Below are 13571 nucleotides of genomic sequence, written 5' to 3'. Positions count from 1 at the left end.
CTAAGAGCCTCTAATCCAAATCATAAATCGAGCCGACTTTCAGTCCGTACAGCTCATTATATATTTTCTCTGCAAAAGCATCAGTCATCCCTGCGATATAATCAATCACCATATGCTCCCAAGTCCAAATCGGCTTTGCCTGCTTCTGATCTTTCTCAAAGCGCTGCAGCCAATCCGATGGAATAATGGCTTTAGAGGTCTGTGGATCCAGAAATGCTCCCCATAGTCGGCGCAAAATCCACTCACTACGTTTCTGCAGCCGCTGCACACGCAAATCACGGATCATAGTGACCCATGCGAAGCTTTTCAACACACTGACGGTCCGCAGCATATCTTCATCTTCTTTTCCTTCCTTTATAAAGGTGACCTTCTTCCAGTCTCCATCTTGGATCACTCCCAAGCTTGCGACAAAGGTACTTACCCAATAAGCCTTAACTTCACGTCGAGTGCGGGAATAGTCGTTTTCACAGGTTGGCATTTTTTCCTTCCAAACCCGAAGAAATGAACTGAGCACTTCCTCGACCTTCGCGCGAATGCCTTCCTCTTCCCAGCCCTTCCAGAAGAAATCCTCGAGCGTGGTGATTTTCTCCACGATTAACCGTTGGATATAAGAATCATGCATAAAGTGTTCATGCACTTCAATCTTTCCGGCTTTAATCCCATCCTCCAGATCATGTGCAGAATAAGCGATATCGTCACAAAGGTCCATAAGCTGAGCCTCCAACGTTTTCTTACCTGCTGGTATTCCCCACTCTTTGCGGATCTCCGAAATATATCCCCATTCGTGCAGGTACATCCCCTTCTTCAGCGAGGTGCCGGGAAAAGGATACTTATTTATGCCTAGCAGCACAGCATCCGACAGATTTAGGCCATCAATATTTTCACGCTTCTCCAGAAACATAATCAGCCGATAATTGTGGGCATTGCCTTCGAAATGCTCATAACGTTGCTTCATCTGCTCATGGATCAGCAGCCGATCCACACCCGTTGCGCCTGATTGCAGCGCAGCTTCGTTAGTTTTCTTTTCAATAAGCTGTTCCAAAATATTATCCAGCACTTCTTCCCCTTTATGTCCAAAGGGAGGATGGCCAAAATCATGAGCGATAGCTGCGCATTCCACTACCTCTGGATCGATAACAAGACCCGGATTCTCCGCCTTAGTGGTTTCCACTTCTGGATACGATCGCAGCAGACTTTTCGCCGCCTCACGGGCAATCTGCGCAACTTCAAGTGAGTGAGTCAGACGCGTACGGTAATAATCACCCGTCCCTGCTCCGAATACTTGTGATTTACCTTGTAGCCTACGGAAAGTAGGCGAATGAATCAGGCGTGAATAATCACGCTCATAAGCAGCTCTCGACGTTTCAAGGCGGGTAATCTCCGGATATTGCCGGTGTTCTCTTTTTTCAATAAGTGTCATATTCCCACCCCTAACCAAATGTCTGTATATAGTACTTCATTATAAGGCATTTTCATAACTATTTTCACATCAAAATACAAAGCTAATTTAATTATAAACGGGCATGTCGATAACTATGTAATCATCAGAAGCCAAAATGAATCTCATAACCTGTACATGAAGGATAGTAGAAAGAAGAAAGAGCACCAAAAAAGACTGGTTGTCTATACAAAACTTAAACTATGAATATACCGACCCCCAAAAGGAGCACTCTAAAATAAAAAAAACAGGTGAAATGATGAAAACTCGCAGCAAAATTATGATGATCACCCTTACACTCTTTTTATGCTTCACGACCTCTGCTCTAGGCAGTCCAAGCAAAAACCGCGACTACTACGAAAAAAGAGGAGACATGATTTGGGAAGTACATACTAACCAAAAAGTGATTGCATTGACGTTCGATGACGGTCCTGACCCTACTGAAACCGATCAAATCTTAAAGGTATTGAATCAATACCATGCGAAATGCACCTTTTTTGCGATAGGAAAAAGAATTGCAGCCTATCCAGAGGTAGCGAAACGAGTGATTGCTGAGGGGCATGAATTAGCTAACCATACCTACAATCACGTTTATTTTAAAAGACCTATTAATGAAGCCCAATTTGAGCAGGAGCTAAAATTGACCGAAGAAGAGATTATAAAAGTCTCCGGTAAACATAGTTCACTCTTCAGACCACCAGGCGGCATGTATGACGAGACCTTAGTAGATCTGTCTAACAATATGGGCTTGAAGCCAATATTATGGTCCTGGCATCAAGATACACGTGACTGGAATCGCCCAGGGGTATACAGTATTTCGAACAAGGTCATTCGAAATGCACGTAATGGAGACATCGTTCTGTTTCATGATCATGTGCACGGGCAGTCACAAACTAGAGAAGCGCTTAAAATTATTTTGCCCGAATTAGAAAAGAAAGGCTTTCGATTTGTCACTGTCTCTGAGTTGATAAAATTATCCAGTACACAGCAGGCTGGGAAACAACAATAGCCTAATTGCACAGGACTTCAAAATAGGGTAGTCTTGTCCTAATATGAAGTTCTGGAGGCTTTTGTGATGTCCGATAATACATCCTATACGACAGAGGAAATTGCCCGCTTATTAAAAATATCAAAATTAAAAGTATATGATCTAATAAAAAAAGGGGAGCTCCCCTCCTACCGTGTAGGAAAACAAATGCGCGTGGATCAATCCGATTTAGAAGCCTACAAACAAAATACACGGAGTGGGGTGTCTACCGCTAACCCTACTACTATAATGGGCCAGACTCCACCAGCAATCCCCTTGGCCTTTTCCGGTACAAATCCAGCTCAAATGCCAGCACAATCTCCTCACCTTAAAGCTGTAGGACACAGCTTGGTGATTACAGGTCAGGATATGTCACTGGATATTCTAGCTACCTATTTAGAACGGGCTCTGCCTACTGAACGTCCTCTTCGTTCTTATGCCGGAAGTCTAGACAGCCTGATTGCCATGTATAAAGGGGAATCGGACATTGTCAGCACACATTTACTCGACGGGGATACTGGAGAATACAACCTACCCTATATCCGTAAAATACTCGTCGGATGTTCTTATGTTGTAGTTCGCCTGCTAACCCGAAGTGCTGGTTTATACGTACAAAAAGGGAATCCCAGAGGTATTCAGGAATGGTCTCACTTAGAGCAGGATGGACTCACGCTGATCAATAGAGAACGAGGCTCAGGTGCACGCGTATTATTGGATGAACAGCTTCGATTGCATGGCATTCCAGCAGCCAGCCTATCAGGCTATATGAACGAGGAGAACAGCCATTTGGCAGTTGCCGGTAAAGTGGCCCGGAGAGAAGCTGATGTAGCCATCGGCACCGAGAAAGCCGCCAAGATTGTCGACGGCGTTGATTTTATTCCTATGATTCAGGAGTGCTACGACCTGGTGATGATAAAAAAACCGGAGCATGAGCAATGGATCGCTGCCGTGATTGATATTTTGCGTTCACCAGCCTTCCAGAGTGAGCTTGGATCCATTCACGGATATGATCTCACGGAAACTGGGACGATTATTTATGAGACTTAATGGTCGCAGACAGAAGAAGGAAGCAATCTGCAGAAGCGTTTAACTGTATTTCGTACAACTATATTACTTCGAACAACTAGCAAATTAGATATAACTGTATTTGGTACACCTATTTCTTTTGATTTACTACCTCATAGGTGATTTTTCGCGTTTTAGTTGTATAGAATACAATTAAAGTTAGAACGTTCCCTTATGCAGACCGAATAACTGTATAGAATGCAGTTAACTCACAGACTCCATCAAAATTTGGCGGCGCTAAAAGCTGCATCAAAGTCGCCGGGTTTCCACTTGCTCAGCATCTGCTCCACCGCCCGCTTCAAACCCAAAACACCAGACAGCAACTCTCCCATAACCGGAGAATCGCTGTCTGGTGTTTTTTAAGAACGCCGATTCACAAACATCAGCATAGCGGCTGAAATAACAATAATTGAGCATACCCACATCCACGCGAGCGTCATATTGCCTCCATCTACCGCAACATAGATCGCTGTGGGTAAGGTTTGCGTACGGCCCGGAATATTGCCAGCTACCATGATGGTAGCGCCAAACTCCCCAAGACCGCGGGCAAAGCCAAGAACATAACCAGCTGCCAGCGACCGGCCCGCAAGCGGCAGCGTGACATAGCGCAGTACCTGCAGTTCACTTGCCCCTTGTGCCCGCGCTGCATCTTCAAGATCTGCTTCTATCCCTTCGAAACCCGCCTTCACTGTGCGATATACGAGTGGAAAAGCTACAACTACAGCAGCGATAACCGCTGCCCCCCATGTGAACAGGATCGTCTGCTCCGTCATCTGTTCATACCATCTGCCGATCCAGCTTCGTCGGCCTAAAATAACTAAAAGCACAAATCCTACGACCGTCGGCGGCAAAACGAGCGGAAGCAGCATTATAGTCTCTACCAAGCTGTGGCCGGGAAACTTCCGGCCTGCCATGGCCTTCGCAGCAGCTGTTGCCAAAATGAATACAATAATGCTGGTAATCACAGATATTTTTACGGAAAGCCATACCGGGGCGAAGAAATCAGTCCAGTTTATTTCCAACCTTATTCCACCCGCTTCTACTCTTAATTTCTATTTAAGGAAGCAGGAAGCCATAACTTACAAAGATATCATTAGCTTCCTTGCTCTGAAGGTAACTATACAACTCCTTAGCTGCCTTTTGATTCTTCGAGCTCTTCACGATGCCTGCCGGATAATTAATGACTTTGTGTACATGTGGACCGACCGTCAAAGCGATTTTAGTTTTCTTTGAAGTAAGCGCATCTGTCTTATAGACAAAACCGGCATCGGCATTTCCTGTTTCTACATAAGAGAGAACCTGACGCACATCCTTGGCGAATACGAGTTTACTTTGCAGCGGATCCCATACCTTTTTCGCTGCCAGCGATTGCTGAGCATATTGACCCGCCGGCACAGATTCAGGCTGTCCCACTGCCACCTTCTTAAAAGCTTTATCCGTAAGCTGAGTAATCGTAGTTAATTTGACCTTTGAATCTGAGGGTACAACTACAACCAATTGATTCTTAAGCAGAACCTTATGATCGGAGATAAGTCCACCTTCCACCAGTGCATTCATCTGTTTATCACCTGCAGAGAAGAACAGGTCCGCCGGGGCCCCTTGCTCAATCTGCTTTTGCAGAGTGCCGGATGCTGCATAATTAAAAACCAAATCAATATCGGGATGTTTCTTTTCATAAAGGAGAGCAATCTTATCCAGGCTGTCTTGCAAACTAGCCGCTGCGGAAACAATAATTTCGGTCTTCTTGGTGGCTGCTTGCACCTCTACACCTGAACCTGCAGATAAATTCACAACCAGAAGGATTGCCAATATCCCCATCACGGAGAGTGCCCATTTCTTAAACATTTCCATTCCTCCCAATTTCGTATGTATATATTTAGATGCTATTCTAGCATACAGTTTTTCGTTTTTCTATAAGTACAGTTGTGTTTGTATATGTTTAGTTATATATTGTTATAATTAGACAATATACAACGATGATTTTGGCTTTTTGCACACAAAAAAGATGCCTCTGACACCCCTAAATAGGGCTGCAAAGACACCTAACACGAATGATATTAATTCTTCACGTTAAAGCCCAGTACATTCAACATAATGGATAATCCACTCCCCCAGGAACCTCACCCGGATTAATATATTCATTTTTAAGAATCAAATGAATCTTGAGAATACTTTTCTTCTATATAAAATTGAACAAAGGTCAAATTCGAGGATAAAAATAACCCTGTAAATTATAATTATGTTATTTAATGTATGATGATATTATAAAAAGACTCACCAAACAAGAGAAATATTCTATAATTTTTGATTTGCAACAATATATGTAAACGAATATTTCATTTGAAGGTGAGAATCCATCTTATTTATATTGTGATATCCATTTCTCCAACTGCTGCCTGAGCACTTCACGATAATATAACGGCTCTATGATTTCAGCATCCTCTTCGAATCTCTTAATCCAGCGGACAAACGCAATATCTTGTTCCAACGCGACTTTAAAATAACAACACCGAGCTTGACGGTCTACTTTATTCGGCTTATAGGGCATATCCTCTCTCTTAAGCCCTTCCATGATTCGCTCCGAAAATTTCACTTTAAACTCTACCTGCAAACTGTCGCGGTCAAGTGACCATTTTTGCTTCATAAAAGCTTGCAAATCAAATGATTCCTTTGAGAAGCAGCGGTTTAGTGGCTTCACGTTTGAAAAATCGTTGATATGATATGTACGAATAACACCCTGATGATGGCAAAATCCAATGAGATGATAACGATTTTCCAGTGGGACTAAACAATAAGGATCAATGGTTATTTCTTTCTCCTCCACTGCATTCTCACAATAATTCGCTTGAATACTCCTCTGCTTTAATAAAGCCTCCAATATAGGTGTTAAAAAAGATTGATGCTCCATCTGTGCACCGCTTCTTTCCAACCAGCTTGTACCTGCTTCTCTTCTTGCACGTTCTATCGTTTCTTCCCGCTCCGCCTTTCGCTTGTATTCAGCTGCAACTACTTTTTCATAAGCGCCTTCAAAATCGATAGGCAGAACGGGTTTAATATCTTCCATAATATAGCGTAGTTGCGAAAACGCAGACGCCTCTTCTTCCGACCAATCCAAAGGATAAAGTGCAAAATTGCCAATAAAAGCATAGCCTTTTCCATGTCCAAGGTGGGTTATAGGAATATGCATGGCGCTAAGCGCGTCCATATCCCGGTATATCGTTCTCTCGCTGTTGCCGCAGCGTTCCGCCAATTCACGGGCTAATATCCCTGGCTTGGCTTGAACAAGTGTAATAATGCGCATCAGTCGGATTAATCGGTCTGTCATATTCAGTTCCCCTTGATTTATGGTTAAATAGACCCATTATTTTATGAAAAAAAGTAATAGTGTGATAGAACTTTTTTACTATGTTACCACATTTTATATTACAATTCTTCTGATTATTTTCCGCCGAACCCGCTGACAAAACAAATTTATGTATAGGTCTTTTTTCGTCAATATGCATCTTCTAGTTGTATGTCCTATATCAATTTCCAGTAGCAGTTTTCCCCCGCTTCTGATACTCGAATCCAATCTGTTTATACAACATTTCGGCCTCTTTAAGTAGTAAAGGATCTCCAGAACGCACGGCTAGTAATAGTAATTTATCTGCGTGACGGCAAAGCATTTCATGAGCTTGACTATGTTGTCCTTCATTTTGCAACGTGGTTGCCTCCTCAATCGTTTCAGCTGTTTTTAACAATTCCAGATGTTTCTCTACGTGAAAGCAGCAGGTTTCACTCAGAACCTGAGTATGATGGGTGTATTCTAGCTCAAGAACCTTTACTGGAAGCTCTTGAACACGCTCTACGGTTGGCTTTTTATATTTCCACTGTAAGGAAAGAGCTTCATATCTACCTGCAATAGTAGTAGAGATATTGAATTCCAAAGCAATAAACTTTCGTTGCCCCGTTTTTATTTTGCCAAGCTTAAGAAGTAGCGATCTGCCCTCACCGACTTCAAACTCACACCCATACGAACGCTTAAAAGTTACATGGGGTTCAAGCCAAACTCGCAGCTCAATTTCACGCGCAACCACTTTATAACTGCTGGGTCTGCTGTGCTCTGCAGGTATATTCCCTTTCCATTCGACAAGCAAAATAACCTTACGATTGCCGCCTGCAAAAATACGATTTTGACTCCATGTGAATACGGGATGAATACTTTCTATCATTATTTCCACCTCTTTCTTTTTTTGGGTCTTCTATTAATGTACCAATAATGGCGGACAACTCCATGTCATGGAATGTATGTTCGGTTCTATATTATCGACAAAAAAAGAGTCATTCTACATGCTTAGTAGACTGACTCTTGTAAAAACAACTCCTTTTGTCTATTTATGACGAAAATTTTATGTTTTTTTCTCATCGACTCCCTAATTTAGTCTGCATTCGCTCTCGCTTGAAAAATAGTCCCAGTGCCCATTTGGCACACAACAGAGAAAATATAAAAAACAGTGTAGCCCAAAATATAGCGGGTATGGGAGTCATTCTTGCCAGATTGCTGGCATCTCCTGCACGGGACGGTGATACAGCAGCCGCGTATACCAGAAATAAACTTCCCATTACAGACTCCTCCAAGGTTAAAAAGGCCAATAACAAATAATAATATTTGCTGGCCTTCTTCCAAACCACCAGCATTAGAATATTTAGCGCAATAAATCCGCCCAACCACATCATGCCAAAGCTTCCTCGCACGTATAGCAGGAGCATAATCAACGCCACACCCGTAGCTAAGATAAGGCCCCAATCATGGCGTCCCTTACTGTATAAATAGAAGAGCAGAAGTGCAAATAAGGAGGCTAGCAAATAACCCGAGAGGGAAACTAATATTGCCTTGCCCCCTTCTTGAATAGCTGAATAGGTTACACCGCTATGATCTGCGTATAATTCAATCCTCAGCACACTACCCGACAGTAGTAAGGTCATCAGAGCATGACCAAATTCATGAATCATCGTGTCTAAATTCCGAAACAAAGATGAAAATGGGATCAATCTAGTCAAAAAAGCAGATCCGATCAGAAGCAATATTGTTTTAAGCCATTTGTTCAATCGACAGCAGCCCCTTTCGTCCAAAGTATACGATAAATAGTACCTCTTCTCAATCGAGATAATCACGGACTGATCGTGTTTAATAATGAGTAAACGAAAACCTTAAGGAGGTAAAAATTACTTTCATTATAAGCATTACCAGTCCCATGGCGTACGCTGTCAGAAGCTGTCAAGCTGTGTTAAAATAAAAGAACTACAAGCCTAAATTGGGTGGTGATTATATAGATGAAGCAACATAAATCCCGAGCATATCTACAGCTGTTATATTCGCTCCTGTTCTTGCTGACGCTTACTGTATGCCTGCCAGCTCCTGTAGCAAAAGCTAATATATTCAGTGATATCTATAATGGAGTTAAAAATTTCTCCGAGCTGCCAAACGAAGTGAATGAATTAAAGGAAGGTTTTCAGCAAACCGCTGAAGAGCTTCAGCAGGCAAAGGATAAGCTCGCGAATACCACGCAGGAGATAGAAGCTTACCGGATACAGAACGAAAGCCTACAAGAGCAGAATCGCCAACTAACGCAGATGGTTGATGAATTAAAAAATGACCGGACGGCACGCGAAGAATATTATCATAAAATCAAAGTGACTATTTTTACAGGGATTGGACTAATCCTAGGTTATTTTATACTGATCCGTTTTATTCGTTTCAGCATGCTTTACCGTTCGCGAAAAGGCGACCGTCTGCGTTAGTCTTACGTATTCATTGAAGATCACAGTCACAGCATGAGGGAGATGAACTATGAACATCGATATCCAAGATGAAAGCGACAGTGGAAGCGGACAAGCCGTAGCCTTCTCCCTTGAGGAGAAGGAAGAGGTTCATGTACTCCATCCACAACAAATTATCGCTTATCAAGGTCCTTCCTCAGGACGAGCGGACAGATTTATGGATGTGAAGGGCATATACCGCAAGCGAAAGTTGATTCGTTCCGATATGGCAGGTCCTTGCCATTTCGTCGCCGCCCTTCCACCAGGCTATCGCATAAAAATCCTGCAGCTCGATGGCAAAAGCGATCTGCTGTACGACTTTAAGCATCTCTTCTTCTACAGTATAGGTATTTCACTGGAGACCCGAGTGCTAAGCATGAAGAATGTGCTCGTTACACGGGACATTGTAAAAGTGAAATTCTCGGGCAATGGCATGATTGGCATACTGACGGAGGGTACGGTCTGTGAAGCTGTACTGCACCCGACCAACCCCCTTTATGTCGATGCAGGCAGCATTATTGCCTACCCTGAGAATGCCAAGCTGGAGCTCACCGTTTACGGCAACCATTTGGCTAGCCAGCATATGAGCTATCACTGGAAGATGACAGGTCACGGGCCTGTGCTGTTTCAGGCAGGACGTCAGAACCGCCGATTCGAAAGAGATAACAACGATGATGGAATTGTTAAACGATTTCTACGCGAGGTAGTTCCCTTCGGGGGTGTGTTTATTAAATAGTTGTGTTCAGCAGTAAAACAACAAAACAAAGAGCGCCATGCGTATCCTATACGCAGGCGCTCTTTGTGGTTCTATCCTTTATAAGAATGTTGTCTTAGGCGATAAAAGCATTCAACATCCAAGCATGTTTCTCAATGCTGCTTCTAATACCAATCAGCAGATCCGCAGTGGGTTGATCAGCCAGTTCTTCTGCAGTAGCAATCGCAGCCTGCAGTTCTTTAGAAACAGTTGTAAAGTCTCTAACCAGCTCCATTACCATACCCTTGGCATCTTCGCCGCCACGAGCTTCCTGTAAATCGGAAAGCTCCAGATATTGTTTCATAGAGGAGGCAGGTTGTCCACCAATAGCAAGCAGGCGCTCAGCCAAATCATCTGCATAACCAGCAGCTTCATTGTAGAGTTCTTCAAACTTCTCATGCAGCGTGAAGAATTGGGATCCGCTAACATACCAGTGATAATGATGAAGCTTTACCCCAAGCAGGAACCAGTTCGCGGTCTGGCGGTTCAAAGCAGCGTGCAGTTCAGTTTGGCTCTTTAGTTGTGTAGTCATTAATAAAACCTCCTATGGTTAATTTATTATATTGTATTTAGACTCGTTCTAAATCTATATACAATTTAACACATCCTTTTGCTTTTTGCAACCACTCTGAAGATTTGCATGTTGCCGATTCTAGCATAACTTTTGTTATAACGCCTATTATCTCTGTCACACTCTGGATAACGTCCTCTTTCTAGACTTAAATCAAAGATATATTTTCCTCCGCCGTCTTCCCTTTCTGACTCCGGAAAAAAGCCCTCATCTCATCGCGTTTGCTCTTTGGACTTAAGACATATACAGTATCCCCTGGCTTAATGACGGTACTGCCATGGGGGGTGACAATGCTTTTATTCCGGATAATAGCAGTAAATAAGATATCATCTGGCAGTCCGATATCGGAGATTTTCTGCCCGGCAATGGGCATGTAAGGTTCAATTCCTATGTGGTTGAACTCGGAATCCGTCTTGCCAAGGGCGACCAGCTCCATCAGGGATGGCTGTGCTGAATCCTCTTGCCCCACCAGCTTCAACCGGGAAGCCAGCGGTGAAATGCTTGTTCCTTGAATCACTGCTGAGGTCAGCACGACGAAGAATACCACATTGAAGAACAGTCGGCCGTGGGGAAGATTAGCTAGCAGCGGATAGGTTGCCAGCACAATTGGAACGGCTCCGCGCAGGCCGGCCCAAGAAATTAGTGTTTTTTCACGAATAGAGAATCTGGAAAAGAGCAAGCTTATAAACACTCCTATTGGCCTTGCCACAACCATCAGAATGACGGACAGCAATATACCTTGCCAAGCCACCTCTGCCAGCTCCTGTGGAAATACCAGTAGACCCAGCAATATAAACATAAATATTTGCATCATCCAAGCAAAGCCATGACTAAAATTCATAATGGTTCGATGATACATCAGCTCGGAATTGCCAAGGGTAAGACCCATTACATAGACAGCCAGCAAGCCGCTGCTATGAACGAGTGCAGATAAGCCGTAGGTTAGGACAGCAAATCCAATTGCCAATACCGGGTAAAGTCCCGTAGAATCCAGGTTAATTCGATTGATAAGATATACTGCGACTTTACCAAGTACAATCCCTATCACCAAACCAACTGCCATCTCCCATATAAAGGACAGCACAAGTCCCCATATCGCCATATCCGGATGCTGAATCCATTCGATCAGCGATACTGTCAAAAATACCGCCATAGGATCGTTGCTGCCTGATTCCGCTTCGAGTGTCGAGGTCAGTCGTTTGTCAATATTCTTACCGCCTAATACCGAAAAGACCGCAGCCGCATCAGTCGAACCCACGATAGCTCCGAACAAAAAACTTTCTGCCCATGACACCTCAAGAATCAGCTTAGCGAACACCCCAACGATAGCTGTCGTTAACAATACGCCTACCGTGGATAAGGATAATGCCGGCCGAATAATAGGCTTGATATCCTTAATACTGGTCTGCATCCCACCTTCGAACAAGATAACAACCAGCGCAAAAATCCCAGCCATTTGTGTTAAGGAAGCATTGTTAAAAAAGATAAATTGACTCAGTACCATCCCCGCAGCAAGGAAAAGCACTAGAGCTGGCATTCCAAATTTAGTGGAGAATTTGGTGGAAAACACACCTACAAGTAAGAGAGCTGCCAGCAATAATATGATATTATCTGCAAGTTGGGTCACCGTTTATTCACTTCCCTTTCGCTTCTAGCTTAAAATATAAGCTTCCTTATTTATGTACGTTATTACCCTTATCCACCTCCTTTTGAGACATTGAATAATATAAGCAAGATTGAAGATTTCATCCGCTGGGGCTTATACTTAAAATAATTCCTTTCTACCCTACTCGTATTTACATATAAGGAGGCTGACTGTATATGCAATTGAGATTAATTAAACCTGCGGAGCTGGAGCAAGCCGCTCTTCTAGCCCATTCCATCTTTCGTAAAGCTGGCGACACTTCTATGAAAGAGCTGTTTCCGCTGATTTTTAGCCCTGGTTACACTCACTCTTATGCAGCCGTTGCCGAGGACGGTAACATCGCTGCTTTTATGGGATTAGTGCCCTCCACGATCCGCACTGGAGAAGCTCTCCTGAACGTGTTCTCCATCGGCGCAGTTTGCACAGATCCTGCTTATCGCGGACAGGGACTAGCCGGTCAGCTTCTACAGCTATGCCAGACCCATGCTGCGAATGCCGGCGCATCGCTTATCTTTGTCTCGGGTGACCGCTCGCTGTATACCCGAGCGGGATGCGTACCGTTCGGCGGTACGCAATTGGCCGAGCTGAACGCAAGCTCGGCTCACGCACTTGCTGCCGCAGCAGGGGAAGAATGGACGCTGCGGCCAATGCAGCCGGGCGACTTCTTCGCCGTCAACCGGCTGCTGAATGAACGCGAAGCCGGACAGGTGTACAGTCCGGGTGAGCTGGCGCTGCTGCTGGGTGCCGAGGCTTACGCGGGTGTGCTGGGCTTGTCCCAGCGCACACTCGTAGCCGTGCGGGACGGCAGCATCGAGGGGTTCGCCGCGATGGCTGTGCCCGCGGCGGATGTGCCGGCGCCGAGCCCAGCGACGGCGGTGGAATGGGCCGGCCAGCCGCAAGCGGTAGCGGCGTTGCTGGCCAAGGCGGCTATGTGCAGCGGCGTTGGCACGCTGCAAGTGCCTGTGCCGTGGCAGGAGCGCAGCCTGCTCGCGCTTCTGCGGGACGCCGGCGCCTCCTTAAGCGCCGGCGCGAACAGCGGGACGGTCTGCATCGCAGACCGGGAAGCGCTTTTGCGGCAGACGGAAGTATGCCGCAAGCGTAGCCTCGACTTGTCGTCCGTGGACGACAAGGAGCTGATCTCGCTGCTGTTTGATCCAGCGAGCCCGCTTCGCACCTCTGATTCCTTGGAGGAATCAGAGGCAATTCCTTTACCTTATATGTCAGGCCTCCATTTTATTTAAAGCACAAAAATAACCTCAGCGGGAGAAGGAT

13 protein-coding genes are annotated in these 13571 nt (G+C 44.6%); 5 read left to right on the top strand and 8 right to left on the bottom strand.

The window, feature by feature from the left end; translation table 11 throughout:
• Nucleotides 1-10: 10 nt before the first annotated feature.
• Nucleotides 11-1420, bottom strand: coding sequence for a dGTP triphosphohydrolase (gene dgt, locus MHI32_RS05150; protein ID WP_038568916.1), 1410 nt, complete (start codon nt 1418-1420; stop codon nt 11-13).
• A gap of 274 nt (nt 1421-1694) precedes the next feature.
• Between dgt and MHI32_RS05145 the strand changes: the two genes are divergently transcribed.
• Together MHI32_RS05145 and MHI32_RS05140 are read left to right on the top strand one after the other, a co-directional pair.
• Complete coding sequence (locus MHI32_RS05145; RefSeq protein ID WP_340011990.1) at nt 1695-2447, top strand: polysaccharide deacetylase family protein; 753 nt, start codon at nt 1695-1697, stop codon at nt 2445-2447.
• 66 nt (nt 2448-2513) lie between these two features.
• Complete coding sequence (locus tag MHI32_RS05140; protein WP_076279905.1) at nt 2514-3512, top strand: helix-turn-helix transcriptional regulator; 999 nt, start codon at nt 2514-2516, stop codon at nt 3510-3512.
• A gap of 377 nt (nt 3513-3889) precedes the next feature.
• Here the strand turns inward: MHI32_RS05140 and modB are convergent, their stop codons facing one another.
• From modB to MHI32_RS05115, 5 genes are all read right to left on the bottom strand, one after another.
• A complete protein-coding gene (gene modB / locus MHI32_RS05135) occupies nt 3890-4546 on the bottom strand; it encodes a molybdate ABC transporter permease subunit (protein ID WP_172628881.1) in 657 nt (218 codons plus the stop codon).
• 40 nt (nt 4547-4586) lie between these two features.
• Complete coding sequence (gene modA / locus MHI32_RS05130) at nt 4587-5375, bottom strand: molybdate ABC transporter substrate-binding protein (RefSeq protein WP_076279906.1); 789 nt, start codon at nt 5373-5375, stop codon at nt 4587-4589.
• A gap of 514 nt (nt 5376-5889) precedes the next feature.
• Complete coding sequence (locus tag MHI32_RS05125; protein WP_340011989.1) at nt 5890-6855, bottom strand: WYL domain-containing protein; 966 nt, start codon at nt 6853-6855, stop codon at nt 5890-5892.
• Between the two features lie 199 nt (nt 6856-7054).
• Nucleotides 7055-7741 carry a hypothetical protein gene (locus MHI32_RS05120; protein WP_076185039.1) on the bottom strand — a complete coding sequence of 229 codons (687 nt, stop codon included), beginning with the start codon at nt 7739-7741 and terminating at the stop codon, nt 7055-7057.
• Nucleotides 7742-7931: 190 nt separating this feature from the next.
• Complete coding sequence (locus tag MHI32_RS05115; RefSeq protein ID WP_076194197.1) at nt 7932-8618, bottom strand: M50 family metallopeptidase; 687 nt, start codon at nt 8616-8618, stop codon at nt 7932-7934.
• Between the two features lie 225 nt (nt 8619-8843).
• Here MHI32_RS05115 and MHI32_RS05110 point away from each other — a divergent pair, with 225 nt between their 5' ends.
• Both MHI32_RS05110 and MHI32_RS05105 read left to right on the top strand, forming a co-directional pair.
• Nucleotides 8844-9311: a hypothetical protein gene (locus tag MHI32_RS05110; protein ID WP_076129257.1), complete on the top strand. Its 468-nt coding sequence runs from the start codon at nt 8844-8846 to the stop codon at nt 9309-9311.
• 49 nt (nt 9312-9360) lie between these two features.
• Complete coding sequence (locus tag MHI32_RS05105) at nt 9361-10065, top strand: AIM24 family protein (RefSeq protein ID WP_076129258.1); 705 nt, start codon at nt 9361-9363, stop codon at nt 10063-10065.
• 94 nt (nt 10066-10159) lie between these two features.
• On the opposite strand, the gene MHI32_RS05100 is transcribed toward MHI32_RS05105, so the two are convergent.
• Both MHI32_RS05100 and MHI32_RS05095 read right to left on the bottom strand, forming a co-directional pair.
• Nucleotides 10160-10615, bottom strand: a complete 456-nt coding sequence (locus MHI32_RS05100; RefSeq protein ID WP_076129259.1) for a Dps family protein — start codon at nt 10613-10615, stop codon at nt 10160-10162.
• Nucleotides 10616-10802: 187 nt separating this feature from the next.
• On the bottom strand, nt 10803-12281 hold the full coding sequence (locus MHI32_RS05095; protein WP_076279908.1) for a potassium/proton antiporter: 1479 nt from the start codon (nt 12279-12281) through the stop codon (nt 10803-10805).
• 194 nt (nt 12282-12475) lie between these two features.
• On the opposite strand from MHI32_RS05095, the gene MHI32_RS05090 reads away from it, so the two are divergent.
• On the top strand, nt 12476-13540 hold the full coding sequence (locus MHI32_RS05090) for a GNAT family N-acetyltransferase (RefSeq protein ID WP_340011988.1): 1065 nt from the start codon (nt 12476-12478) through the stop codon (nt 13538-13540).
• The last annotated feature ends 31 nt before the right edge of the window (nt 13541-13571 follow it).

The organism is Paenibacillus sp. FSL H7-0690 (genome assembly GCF_037980415.1).
GTDB classification, from domain to species: Bacteria; Bacillota; Bacilli; order Paenibacillales; family Paenibacillaceae; genus Paenibacillus_AQ; species Paenibacillus_AQ odorifer.
The sequence above is the reverse complement of the archived record's forward strand: the minus strand, read 5'-3'. Positions and strand labels throughout refer to the sequence as shown.